Origin of the sequence: Agrobacterium larrymoorei (assembly GCF_037722385.1) — a bacterium.
Taxonomy (GTDB): domain Bacteria; phylum Pseudomonadota; class Alphaproteobacteria; order Rhizobiales; family Rhizobiaceae; genus Agrobacterium; species Agrobacterium larrymoorei_C.
Window position 1 is genome coordinate 863949 of record NZ_JBBKAQ010000001.1, and the last position, 22114, is coordinate 886062.

Below are 22114 nucleotides of genomic sequence, written 5' to 3' on the forward strand. Positions count from 1 at the left end.
GCATGGCCGGGCATCTCTTGCAAAAATGTGCCGCCGTGATCGTCAATGACGGTACGGGCTTGTCCGTGCGCCGCAATGTCGATCTCCTAACGGAAGGATCGGCGATCAAGGCCATCGGCGAGAACCTTGCGAATGCTCCGCTTCCCGAAGGTACCGAGATCACCGATGCCAGCGGCTGGTTCGTCTATCCCGGCCTCGTCAACACGCATCACCACTTCTTCCAATGCTTCGTTCGCAACCGCGCCGATCTCGACTGGACGAAGCTCTCGGTCATCGAGTGGCTGGATCGAATCTACCCGATCTTCGCGCGGTTGACGGAGGACTGCTTCTACCATTCCTCGGTCACGGCCATGGCCGAGATGATCAAGCACGGCTGCACAACGGCCTTCGATCATCAATACAATTTCCCACGTCATGCGGGAAAAAGGCTGATCGATCGGCAATTTGAGGCGGCTGATCTATTGGGCATGCGCTTCCACGCCGGTCGCGGCGGCAACTCGCTGCCCAAATCAGAAGGATCGACCATTCCCGACGAGATGCGGGAGACGACGGACGAGTTCATCGCCGACTGCGCGCGGCTGATCGAGACCTATCACGACACCGCACCTTTCAGCATGCGCCAGGTGGTTGTCGCGCCCTGCCAGCCGGTCAACGGCTACCGCGAGACCTTCGTGGAATCGATCCGCCTTGCCCGCGACAAAAGCGTCCGGCTTCACACCCATGTAGGCGAGGGCGAAAGCGAGGTGATCCGTGCACGCCACGGTCTTCGTACCGTCGACTATCTGCATGAGATGGGGTTTGCCGGACCGGATACCTTTTACGCCCATTGCTGGGAACTGACCCACGACGAATTACGCACCATGGCAGCATCCGGCACAGGCGTGGCCCATTGCCCTGAACCGGTCTATCTCGTCGGTGCAGAAGTGACTGACATTCCGGCTATGAGCGCTTTTGGCGTGCCGGTGGGTCTCGGTTGCGATGGCGCCGCCTCCAACGACAATTCCAACCTCATGCACTGCATCCATTCCGCCTATATGCTGCAATGCCTGGTCGCCTCGACGCGCGCTCATCCTGTGCCGGCACCGGCCGATTTCCTCGGCTATGCGACGACGGGCGGCGCTCAGTTGCTTGGTCGTGCCGATATCGGCCGTCTGGCGCCCGGCATGGCCGCCGATCTCTTTGCCATCGATACCCGCCGCATGGATTACGTCGGCACCCGCCACGATCCCTTAAGCCTGATTGCCAAAGTCGGCATCGGCGCACCGACAGACATGACCATGATCAATGGCCGTATCGTCTGGGCGAAGGGCGAATTCACGGGTCTCGATGAAGGAAAACTTTTCGCCGACGCAGAAGCGGCGCTGGCGACAACCGGCTTTTGAAACAACACAACCAACAAGGGGAACCATCATGATCAACTCACTCAACCGCCGCACGCTTCTGAAGGGCGTCGCGCTTTCCGGTCTTGCCAGCGCTGTCGGCGCGCGCGCCACATTTGCTGCAGACAAGCCGCTCGGCATCGCGCTCGTCGTGCCATCTCCCATCGGTGATGTCGGCTGGGGCCATGCATTGGCGGCCGGTCTTGAGCCGGTCAAGGCGGCCTATGGCGACAAGGTAAAAGTCACGATTCTGGAAAACATCCCGGAAGGTCCGGATGCCGACCGTATCATGACGAAGACCGTTGCCGACGGAAACAAGTTCCTGATCGCCGGTTCATTTGGCTATCAGAATGGCGCGCTGCAGATCGCCCGCCGCAACAAGGACGTCAGCGTCCTGCACGCCTCCGGCTTTCAGGTCGCGCCGAACTTCTCGCCTTTCGCGGCCCAATATTTCCAGGGCACCTATCTTATGGGCATGGCAGCCGCCGCGCTGACGAAATCAGGTAAACTCGGCTCGGTCTCGGCTTTCGCGATCCCTGAACTCATCACCTCCATCAATGCCTTCACGCTCGGCGCCCAGTCCGTCAAACCCGATATCGAGGTGTCCGTCGTCTGGGTCAACTCCTGGTTCGATCCAGCGAAGGAGCAGGAAGCCGCCAAGGCGCTGATCGCGCAGGGCTGCGATGTGATCTTCTCCAATGCGCAGGACACGCCATCCGTCATCTCGGCTTGCGAGGAAGCGGGCGTCTACGCCTTCAACCTCAACTCCTCAATGAAGAGCTACGCGCAGAAAACCTATCTCGGCTGCGTTGCGACCGACTGGTCGCCTTACTTCAAGGCGCAGGTCGAGGCACACATGGCGGGTACCTTCAAGGGCGCCAATGCCTTCCTCGGCATGGCCGACAAGGTGGTCAAGGTCATCGACTGGAACCCCAACGTTCCGGCAGAGACCATGGCGAAAATCAAGGAAACCGAGGCAAAGATTGCCGACGGCAGCTTCTCGCCCTTCACCGGTCCTATCACCAAGGCTGATGGCAAAGAAGGTGTGGCAGCCGGCAAGACCCTGACGGACAAGGAAATCATCGCCATGGATTGGCACGTGAAGGGCGTTACCACCCCCTTGCCGAAGTGATCGATCATGTCTGAGCCAACTCTCTCGACATCGGTAGGCAGCGAACCGATGAAAGCACATCTGCTTTCGCTTCGCGGCTTGTCGAAAAGCTACGGCCAGATCCGCGCCAATCAGGCGATCGATCTGGACGTAGCGGCGCATTCGATCCATGCCATTCTTGGCGAAAACGGCGCGGGCAAGTCCACGCTGATGAAGCTGATCTATGGTGTGGAAACGCCGGATGAGGGTACGGTAACATGGCAGGGCGAGCCGATCCGGCTCGCCTCACCCGCCGAGGCCCGTCGCCAGGGCATCGGGATGGTCTTTCAGCATTTCTCCCTCTTCGAAACGCTGACGGTCGTCGAGAACATCTCGCTGGTCGTGCCGGGCAAAAAGAACGAACTGATCGAAAAGGTTCGCTCATTAGGCCGCGACTTCGGCCTTGAAGTCGATCCGCTCGCCCATGTGCATGCGCTCTCGGTCGGCGAACGGCAGCGGGTGGAGATCATTCGCTGCCTGATGACCGATCCGAAGCTTATCATTCTCGACGAGCCGACTTCGGTTCTGCCGCCGCAATCGGTGGAGAAGCTTTTCGAAACGCTGAAACGCCTGCGCGAGCGCGGCGTTTCCATCCTCTTCATTTCCCACAAGCTCGAGGAAATCCGGGCGATCTGCGATCGCGCCACCATCCTGCGCGGTGGCAAAGTCACCGGCCATGTGGACCCGCGCGAGCATGATGCCCACGATCTGGCTCGCATGATGATCGGCCGTGACATGCCGGAAATCAAAACCGCAACCGTTGCCGAGACTGGCGACAAGCGCCTCGAACTGATCGGCCTCGACCACACGCCGGACGATCCCTACGCTGTGCCGCTGAAGCGCGTGACGCTCGACGTAAAGGCGGGAGAAATTGTCGGCATCGCCGGCATTTCCGGCAACGGACAGGCGGAACTCTCCGCCGTCATTTCCGGAGAAACCCGGCTCGGGCGCGAGGCAAAGGATCGCATCTTCATGATGGGAGAGGATGTCGGTCGCCTCGATGCTGCTGGCCGTCGCAAACTCGGTTTCGCCTTCGTCCCGGAAGACCGCCTCGGGCGTGGTGCCGTGCCGGAACTATCGCTCACCCTCAACGGCCTTTTGACCGCCCATCCGCTCGGTCTGCTGAAAAGTGGTCTGATTGACAAGGCTGGTGCGAAGGCTTTCGCAGAAACCTGCATTCGCGATTTCGACGTGCGCACGCCAGGACCAGATGCGGAGGCTGGAGCGCTATCCGGCGGCAACCTACAGAAATTCATCGTCGGCCGCGAGATCATGCTCGGACCAAAACTACTCTTCGTCGCTCAACCCACTTGGGGTGTCGATATCGGTGCAGCCATGGCGATCCGTCAAAAGCTGATCGCTTTGCGAAATGCCGGCATGGCGATCCTCGTCATTTCCGAAGAGATCGAAGAGCTCTTCGAAATCTGCGACCGCATCCAGGTGTTGAATGCCGGAACGCTGAGCCCCTCGCTCACCACGTCCGAAACGCGCGTCGAAGATGTCGGGCGCTATATGATCGGCGCAGACGCGGTCGCTCCCACCGAAAACCTCTCCGCCGGAAAGCTGTCCGCATGAGCGCCTTCCCTCATTTTATGCGCCGCGAACGCGCCTCGCTGACCGCGACGATCCTGGCGCCGCTCGCAGCGCTTGCCATCGCCACCCTCATCAATCTGGCGCTCTATGCCGTGATGGGGAAAAATCCCGTAGCGGTCTTCTATGCCATGCTGCTGGAGCCGTTCCTTTCCTGGGCCGCCTTTTCCGAAGTGCTTTTGAAGATGGGACCGCTGCTCCTCATCGCGCAGGGGCTTGCAATCGGCTTCCGCGCCAAGGTGTTCAATATCGGTGCCGAGGGCCAATTCATCCTCGGCGCGATCTTCGCCTCTGCCATTCCGATCTATTATCCTGACGCGACCGGCGGCTGGATCTGGCCTGCCATGCTGCTCTGCGGCGCCGTGGGCGGCGCGCTTTGGGCTGCCATCACCGCCTTCTGGCGCGTGCGGCTGAATGCCAACGAAATTCTTGTCTCATTGATGCTGAGCCTCGTTGCGGCGCAGGTGCTGAACTATCTGCTGCTCGGCCCGTGGAAGGACCCGAACGGCTTCAACTTTCCGCAATCCGTGATGTTTCAGTATGATGCCATGGTGCCGCTGCTGATCGATGGCACCCGCGTAAACTGGTCCTTCCCGCTCACCATCCTCTTTTCTCTTGTGGCTTACGTCTTCATGCAAAAGAGCTTCCTGGGCTACAAGCTGCAGGTCGGAGGGCTAGCGCCGCGCGCAGCCGACTATGCCGGTTTCAGCCAAGGCCGAGCCATCTGGCTCTCGCTCTTGATCGGCGGCTTTGCAGCAGGCCTTGCGGGAGCTGCAGAAGTGGCAGGGCCGATCGGACAATTACAACGGTCCATTTCCACGGGCTATGGTTATGCGGCGATCATCGTCGCTTATCTCGGCGGTTTGCACCCGCTCGGCATCATCCTGTCGTCGCTCGTCATGGCGGTGATCTATATTGGCGGCGACAACGCCATGGTCTCGGCCGAACTGCCGATTGCCGCAGTACGCGTTTTTCAAGGCACCCTGCTCGTCACCTATCTCATCGCGGTCGCCTTCGTCCGCTATCGCCTCGAATGGCCGAAACCAGCAGATCGGAAACCGGCATGAACGCGCTCGATTTCATCCTTTCCGGCATGCTGGCTGCCGCAACGCCTTTTCTGCTTGCGGCCTTGGGCGAGTTGGTCGTCGAACGCGCTGGCGTCCTCAATCTCGGCGTTGAAGGATTGATGGCGCTCGGTGCAGTCATCGCCTTTATCGTCGTCTATCATGGCGGTGGTCACGCACTGGCCTTCCTCGCGGCGGGCTTCGCCAGTGTCCTCCTCTCCCTCATCTTCGCCCTTGTTGTGCTCGGTTTCCGCGCCAACCAGGTGGCAACCGGCCTTGCCATCGGCATTCTCGGCCAGGGCCTATCGGCGCTGTTCGGCAAGACCTATGAGAGCTTGACCGTCAGGGGCCTGCCGAAAATAGCCATTCCTGGCCTTTCCGACCTTCCGGTGATCGGCGGTCTCTTCGTGCAGGATATCGTCGTCTGGCTCTCTCTTCTTCTGACGCTCGCCATCTGGGCGGGCTTTGCCTTCAGCAAGACTGGTCTGGTAATCCGTGCTGTCGGTGAAAACCCGAAGGCCGCGCATGCAATCGGCTACTCCGTCGTCGGCGTTCGCGTCGCGGCCATTGCCTTTGGCGGTTTGCTGGCGGGTTTTGCCGGCGCCTATGCATCCGTCGTCTACACGCCGCTTTGGGCAGACGGCATGATTGCCGGACGTGGCTGGATCGCAATTGCGCTCGTCGTCTTCGGCACATGGCTGACGGGTCGCATCTTCCTCGGCGCATGCCTGTTCGGTGCGGTCTCGTTGATGAGCCTTGCTGCCCAGGCAACAGGTGTGGAACTGCCGTCGCAGTTCCTCTCAAGCCTGCCTTACCTTGTCACCATCATCGTGCTCGGTATCATCTCCGCCAACAAGCGGCTGCTGAAACTGAACGGCGTTGCGTCTCTCGGAGAACCCTTCGAGCGATAAGGAGAAATGGGAAAGCGTCTGAACGAACGCCGATCAGACGTCACCCCTCGCAAGATCGCGCAGACCTCTCGGCAGGGTGTTCATGCATTGCGTGCCGTTTGACGTCACCAGAAACTGATCCTCGATCATCAGCGCGCCAAAATTCTGGCCGTAGAAGGGCGCTTCGAGCGCGACCACCATATCAGCCTCGATGATCTCCGGATTGCCGGCGGAAAAGAACGGCCATTCTTCGATACCGACACTGCCACCGACAGAATGACCGAAGTGTCCGCGATAATATTCGCCAAACCCATCGCGCCGCATGGACCTGAGCATGGCATCATGCACCGCGCCGAACGTGTTGCCGGGCCTGATCTTTTCGAGCCCTGCGTCAAAGGCCGACTCAAGCGCCTTGAAGATATCCTGCGCCAATGGCGATGCCGGGCCATAGGTCACGGTGCGCGCACCGTCGGATGAATATCCGTCGACCAGTGTTCCGACATCGGCCTTGATCAAAGCGCCCGGCGTGACCCTTGCAGCTCCATTCGACAAGTCAGGCCCGACAGAGATGTACTCCCAATGTCCGCTCAGCACAAAACCACCCGCCGTCGCGGCTTCCTGTGCGCCCGCTTTCCATGCCAACGAGAGGCTCGCGACCGAAGCTCCAGGAGACACGGCGTCCATCATGCGTTGAAGGCCGGCCTCAGCCGCCATGGCCGCCCGCCGCAGCCGTTCAATCTCCACGGGCGTCTTGATGGCGCGCAGGCACTTCAGCACAAGGGAGCCATCGACCCAGTGGACCGATGGAATAGATGTTTTCAAAGCCTCGAAATCGGCAACGGGCATGAATTCGAGATCGACCCCGATTCTCGCATCGCCAAGACCTCTCTCCATCAAGAGGTCGGCCAGGAGATTGAAGCAGGAAGACCGATCGAAGGTTTCCGGTCTCGGCCCCGCCACGCCGGAGCCTCTATACGCGCCATCGATGCCGGAAATCGCTTTAACGCCTGAAAGATCGACCCCGTCGATCCAGATGCGATGCGTGCGGACCTCAACATCCGGAGCCTTTTGCAGAACCACCGGAAGGGCATGATCGCTGACGACCGAAGCAAGTGAAAGCGTCGCATCGCGTGGCACGAGGGCAATTGCAGCCCCCGCCCTGCCCCACATGGTGGCGACGCCTGCCGGCGCGCCGATCGCATATTGAAAGGCTTCGGGCTGGAAAAGAACCATCGCATCAAGGCCAGCTTCGCGCATCAACCGCTCTGCCCGTTTCCTATCCAAATCGCTCAAGGCCACCTCCATGCGAAAACTGAATTCGGTTTAGCTGAGGCCGATGGATGATGCCAGTTGGATTCATGGCCACCCATCCCAGCCATGCACTTGGGTAGGGCTTAAAGGCAGCTCCTATGAGCGAGATCAGACCGGGTCAAAAAATGATGGGCCTTGGACGGGCAAAAGTTCTTCGCCCCGCCTTCCATCCGGCAATCGCAGGAGCCGACGAGCGGACGGCGTGACGACAATCGACGGAATCCAAAATGACGATATCGGCTGGGCCACCGATCCGTAGTCGATGATCGACGCCCATGATCGAAGCCGCGCGCTCGCTGACCATGTCAAAGACCTGATCGATATCGTCATCACGCGAAAGCTGCATCACATTGGCATAAAGATTGGCCATCCGTCCGAGCGACGCATCGCCGAAGGGCGTGAAGGGATTGAGCACATTATTGGTCGCAATCGCGGTGCGAACACCCTCTGTCGAAAGAAGATGAGCGGGCGTAATGCCCCGCGGAATATTCGCGGTTTGCCCGCGCCCCATGAGAAAAAGATCAGTCGCTGGCAGAACGACCAGCGCGATGCCTGCATTCGCAATCGTGCGGGCAACAGTCGAACGTTCGTCGTGACTTAGCGCCGAAAGGTTGGTGACATGGCCAATCGTAACCCGACCCTCATAGCCATTGGCTGTTGTCGCATCGATCACCGCCGGTAAATCGGTTTTTGCCGGGTCGAGACTGAAGTCCAGATGGAAGTCGATATCGACATCATGCTTTTTCGCCAGCGCGAAGATACGGCGCACATGCTCCTCCGGGCGGGGATCGGTATAGGGACATCCGCCAACAAGATCCGCACCGCTGCTCAAGGCGTCATCAAGCATGGCTTCCGTTTCAGGCTCCTGCGTCAGCCCCTCCTGAGCGAAAGCACAAATCTGGATATCGATGGCAAAGGCATAACGCTCGCGCAACCGCTTGACCGCTTCGAAGGACCTCATCCCGACGCGCGGATCGATCTCGACGAAAGTCCGCATGCGGTTCGTGCCGTGCATGATGGCTTGGCGCACGACGGCGCTTGCCCTATCAAAGACATCGTCTTCCGTGAAATTCGCCTTGGCCTTGGCCGTCTCGCGCACAGCTTCTTGCAGCGTGCCTTCGCAGATCGTACAACGCTCCAAAATGCAGGCCTTGTCCAGGTGCACATGGCTGTCGGCAAAGCCGGCAAAGGCGAACCTGCCGTCGAAATCCTCCTCCTCGATGGCATCGCATCGAATACCGGGCCGCATGTCGACAATCAACCCGTCGCGAATAGCGATGTCGATAACGCCAGTCTCCGCTGCTGTCTGAACGTTTCGGAGAAGAAAATCGGCGCGCATCTTACACTCCTACCGCGCAACCATCGCTGCGGGAATCATGTGCACCGTCGATCCAGCCATCATCACCAATCTTGATGATCCCTGCCTGACCCGCAAGCGCGCTGAGTTCTGGAATGGCGACCACCCCATGGCCGTAGCGTGATAGCGTATCGATGACGTCTGAGCCGACAGATTGCTCGATCTTGAGATTGTCACGGCTGTCGGAAAAGGTACGTCCGAGAAGGAACCGGGGTGCCGACAATGCAGAGAGCGGATCGAAGCCGTGATCGATCAGGCGGCTCAGAAGCAGGGTCAGTGTCTGCGGCTGACCGTCGGCTCCTTGCGTGCCATAGAGAATGGCCGGCTTTCCATCACGGAGCGCAATGCCCGGATTGAGCGTGTAAAAGGGCCGCTTGCCCGGGGCGATGACGTTGGCACTCCTGGGGTCGGTGTTGAATGCTGCGCCGCGGTTCTGCCAGAGGATGCCGGTGTCTTCCAGCAGCACGCCACTGCCCCAATCGTAATAGGTGCTTTGAAGCACGCTAGCCGAGCGTCCTTGCGCATCGGTTGCCGCAAGAAACACGGTATCGCCATTGCGGAATGGCTGAGGCCACGGCATGGCGACATTCCGATCTATCCTCCCGGCCTTGGCTGCGAGAAAATCCCGTGCGAGCCAGGCATCGCATTTCTGTGCGACGTGATCCGGATCGGCGATGCCACCGCGCTCCAGAAACGCTTGTTTGATCGCCTCTGCGCAGAGATGATAAAACTCCGGAGACTCCGGGCTGATATCCTGCATGGCTAAATTCGACAGGATGCCCATGATCGAAAGCGTCGTGACACCCTGGCATGGCGGCGGGGGCGCCAGCAGTTCGACATCACGATAGGTGAGAGACAGCGGTTCAGCCATTCTCGCGAATGTCTTTTCCAGATCGGGTTTGCGGAGAGGACTACCCGCCGCCTCAAGACCTTTTGCAATTCGGTGAGCCGCCTCGCCCTCATAGAATGTCCGATGCCCCTGAAGGGCGACCTCTTCCAGCACTGCGGCAAGCTGCGGTTGGCGCTGGATGCCTTCTTTGACGAAGAAGGCCGAAACCCCGGGCCATGCATCGATCTCGTCTCGTCGAAATGCGTGCCAATGCGCCTGTGACTGGCTGACGGGGAAGCCGCCACTTGCAAATTCTATCGCATCGCCAAGCAGAGTGGAAAAGCCCTCCGAACCGCCCCAATGGCTGCGGGAATAATTCAGCGCCTCGCCCCAGCTATCGACGAGTGCCGCAGTGGTGAGTGCCGAGAGTGGCCCTCGCGTCGGAATGACATCGAACTTCGGCAGGTTTTCAGCTGCCTGGCCTACGCCCATGATGGTCTGGCGGCGACCCTCGCGGTCCGCGACGATCCAGATCGCATCGCCGCCAAGCCCGCAGAAATGCGGATAAAGCACCGTCAATGCCGCACCGGCTGCAATGACAGCCTCAATTGCCGTGCCGCCCCGTCGCAGAACCTTGGCTCCGGCCTCACTCGCTGCGCGATGCGGCGTCGTCACCATGCCCTGCCGGGACCGGGCGGCGTGGGAGGTTGGCTGCGAGAAACTCGTATCACCTGCCACCATCTCGTCTCCCCTACTCGGAGGCAGAAATGTAGCGGCTGAGGATTTCGCCGATGTCCGGACCGTCATCCTCATCATCCGCCTTGGCGCGATCTTCAACCGCATGCAGATGGTGATCCATGATGTGGGACGCCGCCTCGACGTCGAGCTTTTTCAACGCCTCGATCAATTGGATGTGCTCATCGATACCGCATTCTGCCGAATGCGGCCTGCCAAAGCGGGCGAGGATCAGCGACGACCGTGAGACGACCTGAATAATGAATTCTATCAACAGTTTGGAGCCTGTCAGCTCAGCCAGCAGGATATGAAACTCGCCAGCAAGCCGGATGGAACGCGGCGACGATGCGCGCAAAGCGCGCTCCTCTTCCCGCACGTGACTGACCAGAGCATCGATACCGTCCTTCGGCATGCGTTTGCACAGCCGGTCGATCACCTCCCGCTCCAGGCAGCGGCGAAGCGCGAAGACCTCTACGGCCTCTTCGAGTGTCGGCATGGCAACGGCGGCACCACGATTCGGCTTGATCTCCACAAGACCGTCGGATGAAAGCCGCACCAAGGCATTGCGCGCGCTCGTGCGGCTGACACCAAACGTATCGCCGATCGAATCCTCTGGCAGCTTGGTGCCGGGCTTCAGCGCCTGCTCGAGGATGGCGCGACGCAGCGAGGCGTATATCGCGTCGCTTCTGGTCAGGTTGGTGGACATCGCATCAAATCCCGTTCGTATACACTTGGAGCGTGTATCGCACAAATGTTGTATCTAATCTAGCCGATTTTATTGCATACAATTTTTGGCTTGAAATTGCATACGAGTTCCCATAGCCTTTCATCTAAGCCACATAGAATGGCGCCACAGACAACCGGAACGAAGTATATCAGCGTTACCGCGACACTAATTGCATGCAGTTGATTCCGAAATTGAATGCAAAATGTATCAAATAAAAGGGGACCACAATGTTAAGCAAACGCATATTACTGGGCACGAGCCTGGCACTTTTAACTCTCACCATGCCAGCCATGGCGAACACCCTGAAATGGGGCGCTTCGCGCGATATCAGCTCGCTCGATCCATACTCTTATGGCGACAGCTTCGCGCTTGGCGTGCTCAACCACGCCTATGAAGGCCTGATGCGCTATGACCGCAATCTCAAGCTCGAGCCAGCGCTTGCCACATCCTATGAAATCATCTCGCCCACCACATGGCGCTTCAAGCTTCGCGAGGGTGTGAAATTCCACAATGGCGCGGACTTCACCGCAGACGATGTCCAGACATCGCTCCTGCGCGCCACCGACGCAAAGTCGCCGCTGCGTGGCAACATCCCGGCCTATAAAGGCTCGCGCGTCATCGATGCGCACACGATCGAAATCGATGTCACCGCGAACTATCCGCTGCTTCTGAACGACCTGACGACAATCTATATCTTCAACGCCAAATGGTTGAAGGATAACAAGGCCGAAGCGCCGACGGATGTCGGCTCCGGCACCGAAGGCTACGCCACCTATAATGAAAACGGCACCGGCCCGTTCAAGGTCGAAAGCCGCCAGCCCGACGCCAAGACCGTTTTCGTCAAATATGATGGCTGGTGGGACAAGCCTGAACACAATATCGATCGCATTGAACTGACACCGATTGCCTCCAGCGCCACCCGCGTTGCCGCACTTCTCTCCGGCGATATCGACTTCACCGACCAGGCCCCTGTTCAGGATTTGCCGCGCCTGGAAGCTGCCGCCTCGCAGGTCAAGCTTCTGGAAGGCACCGATCTTCGCACCGTGATGATCGGCTTCAGCCAGCGCGATACGCTGCTCTCCGGCGCACCGAACCCGATGAAGGATCTGCGTGTCCGCCAGGCCATGCAGCTCGCGATCGATCTGGACCTGATCCAGAAGCGCGTCATGCGCGGCAAGTCCCGCAATGCCGGAACGCTGGTCGCCCCACAGATCCCAGGCTATGACGCCGCCCTCGACACGCCGGTCAAGGCCGATCCGGAAAAGGCAAAGGCCCTCCTCAAGGAAGCAGGCGCTGAAGGCTTCGAGTTCGACTTCAACTGCTCCGACACTCTGGTGAATGAAGAGCAGGTCTGCCAGGCGGTCGCCTCCATGTGGTCGCGCGTTGGCCTGAAACCAAAGATCGACCAGGGGCCTCGCGCCGTGCAGACCCCGAAGCGCTCTTCCGGCAAGGTCGATGTCTATACGCTCGGCTGGGCAACTTTGCCGATGCTCGATACCTACAGCCTGACCTCGCAGGTCCTCCATACCAAGGAAGGGTCATTCGGCATCTTCAACTGGGGCGGCTGGTCCGACAAGGAATTCGACAAGGTGACGGAAGCCTCGGCGGTGGAACTCGACCGGACCAAGCGTCTGGCGCTTTCGGCAGAAGCCTTGAAGATCGCCAAGGAACACGCGCTGATGATCCCGCTGCACCAGCAGCCGCTTGCCTGGGCCACCAGCGCGAAGGTCAAGGATTTCCCGCTCTTTTCCGACAACCTGCCCCGCCTCTGGCTGGTGAAAATGTAACAGCGGATGACCCTCGTTGCACAAAGGTGCTGCGAGGGTCGACTTCTCTTTTTCCGACAAAGGACAGGGTGTCATGCTCGCCTTCCTCATCAAGCGGATCGGCAACGCCGTTCTCGTGATGCTCACGGTTGCCTTCTTCGCCTTCCTGATCTTCCGTTTCCTCGGCGATCCGGTGGAGATCATGGTCAATGAAAGCGCCACCCAGGTCGAACGCGACGAGTTGCGCGCACGCCTTGGTCTGAACGACGGGTTCCTCGTTCAATACGCCCGCTTCGTCACTAATGCGGCACAGGGCGAATTCGGATTGTCCTGGCGCAACCAGCAATCGGTGCTCACGCTGATTGCGGAGCGGTTTCCGGCCACCTTCGAGCTGGTGATCATCGCCACACTCCTGTCACTTGCCATCGGCATTCCGCTCGGCGTCTTCACCGCCATCGGTCGCGGACGCTGGTGGGCGGAGGCCTTGCAGTTCTCCTCCATCGTCGGCGTCTCTCTCCCGAGCTTCCTCGTCGGCATCCTGCTGATCCTCACCTTCTCCGTCACGCTCGGCTGGCTGCCGGGCTACGGGCGCGGTGAGGCCGTGCGCATCGGCTGGTGGTCCACCGGGCTCCTGTCACCATCCGGCCGTGCGGCCATCGTTTTGCCGGCGCTGTCGCTCTCGCTCTTCCAGATCACGCTGGTGATGCGGCTGGTGCGCGCCGAAATGCTGGAGACGCTTAGGACCGATTTCATTAAATTCGCCCGCGCACGCGGCGTCAAAAGACGCGCTCTGTGGTTTCGCCACGCGCTGAAGAACTGTCTCATGCCGGTGGTCACACTCACCGCCATGCAGGTCGGCAATCTCATCGCCTTCGCACTCGTCACCGAAACGGTTTTCCAATGGCCGGGAATGGGCATGCTCTTCATGCAAGCCGTGACCTTCGTCGATATCCCCGTCATGGCGGCCTATCTCTGCATCGTATCCTTCATCTTCGTCACGCTGAACACCCTCGTCGACATCGCTTACGCCGTCATCGACCCGCGGCTGCGTGCAGCGTGAATAGGAGACTGTCATGACCGCAATCGAACAGACCACATCAGCACCTCGGACCTCCCGCCTGTCGAAGATCCTCCAATCGGATCTTTGGTGGAGCTTCAGGCACCACCCTTCGGCCATCGCCGCAGCCGTCCTGCTCCTGATTTTGATCTGCACGGCTTTCTTCTCGCCACTCATCACCGTGCAGAACCCCTACGATCTCGCTTCACTGGATCTTCTGAACGCCGAAATCCCACCGATCTGGATGCCGGAGGGGCAGTGGCCCTTCATTCTCGGGACCGATGTTCAGGGCCGCGACGTGCTGTCAGCCATCCTCTACGGCTCGCGCGCCTCGATCATCATCGGCGCAAGCTCGGTTTTCGTATCGCTTCTCATCGGCACGATGCTTGGACTTGTCGCAGGCTACCATGGCAAATGGGCGGATGGCCTGCTGATGCGGACAGGCGACGTTCTTCTTTCCATGCCGACGATGCTGATCGCCATCCTCGTATCGGCGCTGGCGAGACAGGCGCTGCCACCATCGCTTCGGGAAGCGGGCGCTTCCGGCGTCATCGTTCTTGCCATCTCGCTATCGGCCTGGGTGCAATATGCCCGCACCGTCCGCGCCCAGACCATGGTGGAGCGCAACAAGGAATATGTTCAGGCCGCCCGGCTGATCCGTCTGTCGAAATGGAAGATCATGCTGAAACATATTCTTCCCAACACCACCACGCCGCTGCTCGTCACCGCAACGCTGAATTTCGGTCTCGGCATTCTCATCGAGGCGACGCTTTCGTTCCTTGGCGTCGGCATGCCGCCCGAGCAACCATCGCTCGGCACGCTGATCCGCATCGGCAACCAGTATCTCTTCTCTGGCCTCTGGTGGATCGTGCTCTTTCCGGGCCTCCAGCTCTGTCTGCTCGTCGTCTCGATCAACGTGCTCGGCGACTGGCTGCGCGACGCCCTCAATCCCAAACTGCGCTGAAACCCTGCGGAGACAATGTCCATGAGCGACCTTCTGATCAAGAACGCAAGACCTATGGGTGGCGATACCGCCGATATTCTGATCCGTAACGGCCGGATTGCCGACATCGGTCAGGATCTCGCAGCCACAGATCTAACCGTCGAGGATGCCGGCGGACGCATCGCAATCCCGGGTCTCGTCGATGCTCATACGCATCTCGACAAATCGCTGCTGGGCTACCCCTGGTATGTCAACGAAGTTGGACCGCGCCTGATCGACAAGATCGATAATGAGCGCAAGGTGAAGCGCGATTATGGATTGGACGCCCATATCCAGTCGATGCGCCAGGCGCTGCAATCGGTCGGCTATGGCACAACCTTGATCCGCACCCATGTGGACATCGACACGGACCAGGGGCTGATCGCGCTAGAAGGCGTGATGGAGACCCGCCGCCAGCTGGCTGGCATCGTCGAAATCGAGATCGTCGCCTTTCCGCAATCGGGCCTGATGCGCCGCCCCGGCACAGCCGAACTGCTCGACGCCGGCATGGCGATGGGTGCCGATCTCGTCGGCGGTCTCGACCCCTGCGGCATGGATAGCGATCCAAAAGGCCATCTCGACACCGTTTTTGCCATTGCCGAGAAACACGGCAAGGGCATCGATATCCATCTGCACGAGAGCGGAGAACTCGGTGCCTTCTCCATGGAGCTGATCTTCGAGCGCACCCGTGCGCTCGACATGCAAGGCAAAGTCGCCGTCAGCCACGCCTTTTGCCTGGGCCATCCCGACTGGAACATGACGCAGGCGCTGATCGATACCTGCGCTGAACTCGATGTACCGATCCTGACCACGGCCCCACCGTCCCGTGAAGTGCCGTCCCTGCGCCGTCTGCGCGCCGCCGGTGTGCGCTTCGGCGCGGGCGTTGATGGCTTCCGCGACACCTGGGGACCCTATGGCAATGGCGACATGCTGGAGCGGACAATGTTGCTCGGCATGAAAAATAATCTTCGCCGCGATGACGAGCTGCTTTGGGCGCTCGATGTTTGCACCACGGGCGGCGCGAAATCCATGGACCGCGAGGCGCATTCTCTCGAGATTGGCGGGCGTGGCGATGTCGTCATCGTCGAAGGAGAAACCGTCGGCGAGGCCATCGTCACGCATAAACCCCGCAAGCTCGTGATCACGGCGGGCGATGTCGTTGCGCGCGATGGCAAAAGCCTGAAGGAACGCCCATGACCGCGCCTTCATCCTGGTCGATGCTTCCGCTCGGCAAGAGACCGCCGGGTCGCTGGGCGCTCAAAGCCCGCTTCGTCGTCGCCGATCTGCCGGAAGGACGACGCCTCATTGCCGATGGCGAAGTCGTCATCGAAAACGACACAATCCTCTGGGTCGGTCGCGACTTCGAAGGCGAGGTTTCCGCCCGCTACGACATGGGCGACGCCTTGATCGGTCCAGGCTTTGTCGATCTGGATGCACTCTCCGATCTCGATACGACCGTGCTTGCCATGGACAACCAGCCCGGCTGGAAGAAGGGCCGCGTCTGGGCTACGGACTACGCACCCCGCGCTTACGAGATGTACAGCCAGGACGAACTTGCCTTCCAGAAACGCTACGCCTTTGCGCAGCTTCTCCTGAACGGCATTACCTCGGCACTGCCAATCGCCTCGCTCTTCTACCGTGCCTGGGGTGAGACGGTGGCCGAATTTGAAGCGGCAGCGGTGGCTGCCGAAGAGCTTGGCATTCGCGTCTGGCTCGGCCCAGCCTATCGCAGCGGTGGCGTCATTCTTGACGAGAGCGGCACGATGCAGCCGGTCTTCGATGAAGGACGTGGCTTATCGGAGCTGGCTGATGCCGCAACCTTTGCCAAGCGCATTCACGGCAGCGCCCATGGCCTGATATCTGGAATGTTCGCGCCGGACCGGGTCGAGACCTGCACGGAGACGCTGCTTCGCCGGACCTTCGCCCATGCAGATGATATGGATATGCCCGTTCGCCTGCACATGGCACAAGGCGAGATGGAACTGCAAACCATGCGCCGCGTGCATGGTGTCACGGCACCGGAATGGCTGGACCGGCTTGGCGTTCTATCCACCCGCCTGATCGCCCCGCATGCGACCGTCGCGACGGAAGACGACCTTGCGCGCTATGCCGCCCATGGCGTAACCGTCGCTCATTGTCCGCTGGTATCCGCCCGCCACGGCTCGGCGCTCAAATCCTTCTCACGCCTGAAAGCAATGGGCATCCGCATCGGCATGGGGACGGACACCGCCCCGGCGGACATGGTTCTGAACATGTCGGTCGGCCTGATGATGAACCGGCTGGCCGAAGGCCGGGGTGACGCGGGATCGTCTGCCGATTTCTACGACGCCGCCACGATTGCCGGTGCCGATGCGCTGAAACGCCAGGACCTGGGGCGTATCGCACCAGGCGCAAAGGCCGATATCGCCGTCTTCGACATGGCCGACAGCATGATCGCGCCACGGATCGACCCGATCCAGACTCTCGTCTATGGCGCCACCGGTCGCGTCACCCGCGCCACGATTGTTGATGGCCGGATTTCGATGCGCGACGAAGAGGTCGCGGGCATCGACCTCATCGCCGCCAGAGGTCAGGCACAACACCAGTTCGACGGTCTTGTCGCCAAATATCCGGACCGAACATTCCAGCATCCGCCGGTCGAGGAGATTTTCCCGCCGAGCTATCCGCTCACGCATCACTGCAGCGAGGTGTCGCGATGACCTCAGCCAACCAGACATCGGCAGCAATCCCGGCCCTCGAAGTCAAAGGCTTATCCGTCGAGTTCCCCACCCGCAAGGGCGTCCTGACCGCCCTCTCCGATGTGTCCCTCACCGTGGAGCGCGGCGAAATTCTGGGAGTCGTCGGCGAGTCCGGTGCGGGCAAGTCTATGACGGGTATGGCGGTGCTTGGCCTGCTCGAACCGCCAGGCCGAATTTCAGCCGGCGAAATCCGCATCGGCGGCACGCGCACCGACAATCTCAGCGAGTTGGAGATGAGCACGGTTCGTGGCCGCATGGTCGGCGCGATCTTTCAGGATCCGCTCACCTCGCTCAATCCGCTCTTCTCGGTTGGTCAGCAATTGACCGAAACGATCCGCCTGCACTCGGACCGCAGCCGTGCAGAAGCGCGCGCTTACGCCGTCGCTCTGTTAAAACAGGTCGGTATCCCCGGAGCGGATGAGCGCATCGATCATTATCCGCATCAGTTTTCCGGCGGCATGCGGCAGCGCGTCGTCATCGCTCTCGCGCTTGCAGGCGATCCGCAACTCATTATCGCCGACGAGCCGACCACGGCGCTTGACGTATCCATTCAGGCGCAGATCACCACGCTGCTGCGCAAGCTCTGCCGCGAAAAGGGCGCTGGCGTCATGCTCGTGACGCATGACATGGGCGTGATTGCCGAAACCGCCGACCGCGTCGCCGTCATGTATGCCGGCCGGGTGATCGAGGTTGGCCCGGTCGACGAGGTGCTGCGCAACCCGAAGCACCCTTACACGCGCGGCTTGATGGGCTCCATTCCAGCGCTTGGTGCTCGCGTCGAGCGGCTGACCCAGATCGATGGCGCCATGCCAAGGCTCAACGCCATTCCGCAGGGCTGCGCATTCAATCCGCGCTGCCCGGATGTCGGCCCCCGCTGTCGGCAGATGAAACCCGCGCTGGTGCGCAATGATCATGGCAGCGTCGCCTGCCTCGTTCACGATGGAGGTGTCGCATGAGAGGCCCTGACAATGCGCTGGAAGTGGATCAACTGACGCGGGTCTTCGATGTCTCCGCTCCCTGGCTCAACCGTGTCATCGACCGCAAGCCGAAACGTTATCTGCGTGCCGTCCAGGACGTCACATTCACGGTGCAGAAGGGCAAGTGCCTCGCGCTCGTCGGAGAATCCGGCTGCGGTAAATCCACCGTCGCCCGGCTGGTGACGGGTCTCTACGACCCAAGCGAGGGCGCCATCGTCTTCGCACCTGCCGAAAAGGGCGCGAACCGCGGCAAGACGCTCGAAGCCCAGATGATCTTTCAGGATCCGCATGCCAGCCTCAATCCGCGCTGGCGTGTCGGCAATATCATCGCCGAGCCAATCCGGGTCTTTGGCCTGCGGCAAGGCAAAGACGTGATCGATGCGCGCGTGGCGGAATTGCTCCGCACCGTCGGCCTTTCCCCGGACGATGCCGGGCGGTTTCCGCATGAGTTTTCCGGAGGGCAGCGCCAGCGCATCTCGATTGCCAGAGCACTTGCGAGTGAGCCGGAATTTCTCGTCTGCGACGAACCGACCTCGGCACTCGATGTCTCGGTTCAGGCGCAAATCCTCAATCTGATGCGCAGATTGCAGGATGAGCTTGGCCTGACCTACCTCTTCATCAGCCACAATCTCGCGGTCGTCCGGCACATGGCCGATCGCATCGCGGTCATGTATCTCGGCCGGATTGTCGAGGAAGCGGAAACCGAGGCGCTCTTCGCCAATCCGCAACACCCTTACACACGGCTTCTGCTGCAAACGATCCCCGATGTCGCAGCCCCCAACAGAGACCGCGCGCTGATGGGCGGCGAACCGCCAAGCCCGCTCGATCCGCCGAAGGGCTGCGCCTTCCATCCGCGCTGTCCCATCGCAACCGAACTTTGCAGCCAGGTTGCGCCGGAGGTCCGAACAAGAGAAGGCGGTGGCAAGGTCGCCTGCCACCTAGCCCCACAATAAACGAAACATCACGATGCGTCCGCGAAGGCGCTGACGCCGGATGAGAAAAAAATATAGAAAGGAAACCCCGATGATCAAAACTATTTTCACCAATGCCAAGCTGGCGGATGGATCGCTGCGCGACATTCATGTGGAAGAGGGTCGAATTACGGCCATTGAGAAGGCCGGAGAAGCAGCATCTTCGGCAACGACCATCGACCTTTCCGGCGACCTGGTCCTGCCGGGTTTCGTCGAGGGGCATATCCATCTCGACACCAGCTTTTATGGCGGCAAATGGGTGCCGCATCGCCCCTGCACCAACGGCTTCGATGTCCATGAGCGCGTCGCCTTCCAGGCCGAGAATATGGCGAAGGCCGAGCCGATGGCGGAGCGCGCGCGCAATCAGCTGGATTTATGCATTTCCAAAGGCACGACACAGATGCGCAGCCACGTGATGGTCGATGGCTCTGTCGGACTGACATCTTTGGAAACCATCCTCGCCGTGCGCGAGGAATATCGGGATATGATCGATATTCAGCTTGTCGCCTTTCCCCAAAGCGGCATCCTGAAAAGTCCGGGAACGCCCGAGCTTCTCGACGCCGCCATCGGGCTTGGTGCAGACCTCGTCGGCGGTCTCGATCCGGCAAGCTTCGACCGCGACGTCAACGGTCATCTCGATGTGGTCTTCGGTGTCGCCGAGAAGCATGGCGTCGATATCGATATCCATCTGCATGATGCGGGCTCGATGGGGGCTTTCACCATCGAGGAGATTTGCGACCGGACTGTTGCACTCGGCATGCAGGGACATGTCGCCGTCAGCCATGCCTACGGCCTTGGAGACCTTGCGCCGGATGCGGCCAAGAAGATCGCAGCCAGGATCGCCAAGAGCGGCGTTTCGATCATGACCAATGCACCTGGCAACCATAATTTCCCGCCGGTCGCGTTGCTCCGCCGCGAAGGCGTGACCGTCTTCAGCGGCAGCGATAACATCCGCGATTCCTGGTGGCCCTATGGCGATGGCGACATGCTGCATCGCGCCGAGATCATCGGTTACAGATCGGGCTTCTATACCGACGACGAACTCTGCGCAGCTTTCGACGTCGTTACGGCTGCGGGCGCAAAAGCCATGCGGCTCGAACGTTACGGCATCGAGATCGGCGCGAAGGCTGATTTCGTCTCCTTGGTCGCAGAGCATCTACCGGAGGCAGTGATTGCCTTTCCGACGCGACACAAGGTTTTCAAGGCGGGCCGTCTGGTTGCCGAAAACGGGCGCGTGAAGCGCTGACGGCAGATCCTCGGTAAAAAAGTAAAGCAGGCCAGGACAATCTCCCGGCCTGTAATGCGATGCGTCGTCATTTCAAACCAACGTTCCCGTGTCGGTGTTCTTCCAAAAATCGCGACGCACGTACCATCGTAAAAAGTGGTGAGGCCAGAAGATAGAGTCCGGCTCCCACCAGCCATGTCGTGCCGATCCAGATTGTCTGAGTCGAAAAGAACAAAGCGGTTGTCAGAACCGGTCCGGCGATACCGGCGAGACTCATCAGGCTCGCCAAAACCCCTTGCAACTGTCCCTGTTGCTCATCGCTTACCCGGCTGGTTGCAAGAGACTGCAGCGCCGGCATGGCGACACCACCCAGTGCAAAGAGCGGTGCCACAGCGTAACCCATCCAGCTTTGAGTGGCGAAGGCCATCAAGACATATGCCAGCATGTCGAAGGCAACACCAATCATCAACGTCCCAAGATCGCCGAAGCGACGCGACAACGGTCCGACGAGAAAGGCTTGAGCCAGTGCGCCGCTGACGCCGAAGACCGACAGTGACAGGCCGAGATGGACGGAATCCCATCCAAACCGGTCCGCACCATACAGTACCCAGATCGTTCCCGGTATGGCAGCCACGAGGCCGAAAACCACGAAAACGATGACAAGCGGCAGAAGCTGCTTGAAATTCCACAGCCAGAGCAATGGTCGCAACGGGTTGAGTTCTGTCAACTCGAATTTCCCCTGGCTCACCGATCGGCTTTCCGGCAAAGCAAAGAGCGCAACAAGAAGATTAAGACCGTTGAATAATGCGGCTGCCAGAAAAGGCGAGCGGAGCCACCACGCGCCCATGATGCCGCCTATTACAGGGCCGATGATGAAGCCCGTGCTCATCACCGCGCCCACTGTCCCAAACCGCTGCGCTCGCTGAGCGGCCGGCGTAATATCGGTGATGTAGGCACTTGCTACTGCCATATTGGCGCTGGTGATCCCTGCAACCGCTCTTCCAACGACAAGTACCCAGCCGAGCGGCGAAAGCCCCATCACCAGATAATCGACGAGCGTTCCCGCCAGCGACAGCAGCAGGACAGGACGCCGACCGAAGCGATCGCTGAGCGCGCCTAGAACGGGCGAGAAGACAAACTGCATGATTGCAAACACCGCCAGCATGCCCCCGTAGAGAACGCCGAAGTCGTCTCCACCGGTGACCTCGCGCAGTAGATCCGGAAGGATGGGAAAGATGAGACCAGCGCCAATGGCATCGAGTGCGACAGTGGACAGTATGACGGTGAGGGCCTTGTTCATCGGAGCATATCCTCGTAAACTTTATCAGCGATAAATTTATCGGTGATAAGCTACTTTATCACTGAT

At 60.1% G+C, this 22114-nt stretch carries 18 protein-coding genes; 13 read left to right on the forward strand and 5 right to left on the reverse strand.

Features of this window, described 5'->3' with window-relative positions:
* The first annotated feature begins 2 nt into the window (after positions 1-2).
* Genes WKI41_RS03820 through WKI41_RS03840 form a run of 5 tightly spaced genes read left to right on the forward strand, consistent with a single transcriptional unit; the run spans position 3 to position 6094 of the window.
* Positions 3-1382, forward strand: coding sequence for an amidohydrolase (locus tag WKI41_RS03820; RefSeq protein ID WP_340192166.1), 1380 nt, complete (start codon positions 3-5; stop codon positions 1380-1382).
* A 31-nt stretch (positions 1383-1413) separates the two neighbouring features.
* Positions 1414-2511 (forward strand): BMP family ABC transporter substrate-binding protein, encoded by a 1098-nt coding sequence (locus WKI41_RS03825; RefSeq protein ID WP_340192316.1) that lies wholly within the window; start codon positions 1414-1416, stop codon positions 2509-2511.
* Positions 2512-2559: 48 nt separating this feature from the next.
* Positions 2560-4104, forward strand: coding sequence for an ABC transporter ATP-binding protein (locus tag WKI41_RS03830; RefSeq protein WP_340192317.1), 1545 nt, complete (start codon positions 2560-2562; stop codon positions 4102-4104).
* Positions 4101-5186 (forward strand): ABC transporter permease, encoded by a 1086-nt coding sequence (locus WKI41_RS03835; protein ID WP_340192167.1) that lies wholly within the window; start codon positions 4101-4103, stop codon positions 5184-5186. The genes WKI41_RS03830 and WKI41_RS03835 overlap by 4 nt, the downstream gene beginning before the upstream one ends.
* The gene (locus tag WKI41_RS03840) at positions 5183-6094 is read left to right on the forward strand and encodes an ABC transporter permease (RefSeq protein ID WP_340192168.1); all 912 of its coding nucleotides are present in this window, start codon (positions 5183-5185) and stop codon (positions 6092-6094) included. The genes WKI41_RS03835 and WKI41_RS03840 overlap by 4 nt, the downstream gene beginning before the upstream one ends.
* Positions 6095-6127: 33 nt before the next feature.
* Here the strand turns inward: WKI41_RS03840 and WKI41_RS03845 are convergent, their stop codons facing one another.
* From WKI41_RS03845 to WKI41_RS03860, 4 genes are all read right to left on the reverse strand, one after another.
* Entirely contained in the window at positions 6128-7366 is a 1239-nt protein-coding gene (locus WKI41_RS03845; protein ID WP_340192169.1) for a M24 family metallopeptidase, read from the reverse strand.
* Between the two features lie 136 nt (positions 7367-7502).
* A complete protein-coding gene (locus WKI41_RS03850) occupies positions 7503-8723 on the reverse strand; it encodes an amidohydrolase family protein (RefSeq protein WP_340192170.1) in 1221 nt (406 codons plus the stop codon).
* A 1-nt stretch (position 8724) separates the two neighbouring features.
* Entirely contained in the window at positions 8725-10248 is a 1524-nt protein-coding gene (locus tag WKI41_RS03855; RefSeq protein WP_340192318.1) for a gamma-glutamyltransferase family protein, read from the reverse strand.
* A 73-nt stretch (positions 10249-10321) separates the two neighbouring features.
* Complete coding sequence (locus tag WKI41_RS03860) at positions 10322-11011, reverse strand: GntR family transcriptional regulator (protein WP_340192171.1); 690 nt, start codon at positions 11009-11011, stop codon at positions 10322-10324.
* A gap of 248 nt (positions 11012-11259) precedes the next feature.
* Here WKI41_RS03860 and WKI41_RS03865 point away from each other — a divergent pair, with 248 nt between their 5' ends.
* From WKI41_RS03865 to WKI41_RS03900, 8 genes are all read left to right on the forward strand, one after another.
* Positions 11260-12819: an ABC transporter substrate-binding protein gene (locus WKI41_RS03865; protein ID WP_340192172.1), complete on the forward strand. Its 1560-nt coding sequence runs from the start codon at positions 11260-11262 to the stop codon at positions 12817-12819.
* 73 nt (positions 12820-12892) lie between these two features.
* Complete coding sequence (locus tag WKI41_RS03870) at positions 12893-13858, forward strand: ABC transporter permease (RefSeq protein WP_340192173.1); 966 nt, start codon at positions 12893-12895, stop codon at positions 13856-13858.
* 13 nt (positions 13859-13871) lie between these two features.
* Complete coding sequence (locus tag WKI41_RS03875; RefSeq protein WP_340192174.1) at positions 13872-14819, forward strand: ABC transporter permease; 948 nt, start codon at positions 13872-13874, stop codon at positions 14817-14819.
* A 21-nt stretch (positions 14820-14840) separates the two neighbouring features.
* The gene (locus WKI41_RS03880) at positions 14841-16034 is read left to right on the forward strand and encodes an amidohydrolase (RefSeq protein ID WP_340192175.1); all 1194 of its coding nucleotides are present in this window, start codon (positions 14841-14843) and stop codon (positions 16032-16034) included.
* Positions 16031-17536: a chlorohydrolase family protein gene (locus WKI41_RS03885; RefSeq protein WP_340192176.1), complete on the forward strand. Its 1506-nt coding sequence runs from the start codon at positions 16031-16033 to the stop codon at positions 17534-17536. Before WKI41_RS03880 ends, WKI41_RS03885 begins: the two co-directional genes overlap by 4 nt.
* Positions 17533-18531, forward strand: coding sequence for an oligopeptide/dipeptide ABC transporter ATP-binding protein (locus WKI41_RS03890; protein ID WP_340192177.1), 999 nt, complete (start codon positions 17533-17535; stop codon positions 18529-18531). Before WKI41_RS03885 ends, WKI41_RS03890 begins: the two co-directional genes overlap by 4 nt.
* Positions 18528-19505 carry an oligopeptide/dipeptide ABC transporter ATP-binding protein gene (locus WKI41_RS03895; RefSeq protein WP_340192178.1) on the forward strand — a complete coding sequence of 326 codons (978 nt, stop codon included), beginning with the start codon at positions 18528-18530 and terminating at the stop codon, positions 19503-19505. The genes WKI41_RS03890 and WKI41_RS03895 overlap by 4 nt, the downstream gene beginning before the upstream one ends.
* 70 nt (positions 19506-19575) lie before the next feature.
* Positions 19576-20769: an amidohydrolase gene (locus tag WKI41_RS03900; protein ID WP_340192179.1), complete on the forward strand. Its 1194-nt coding sequence runs from the start codon at positions 19576-19578 to the stop codon at positions 20767-20769.
* Positions 20770-20836: 67 nt separating this feature from the next.
* Here WKI41_RS03900 and tet(30) read toward each other — a convergent pair whose 3' ends face one another.
* A complete protein-coding gene (gene tet(30) / locus WKI41_RS03905; protein WP_340192180.1) occupies positions 20837-22048 on the reverse strand; it encodes a tetracycline efflux MFS transporter Tet(30) in 1212 nt (403 codons plus the stop codon).
* Positions 22049-22114 lie beyond the last annotated feature (66 nt).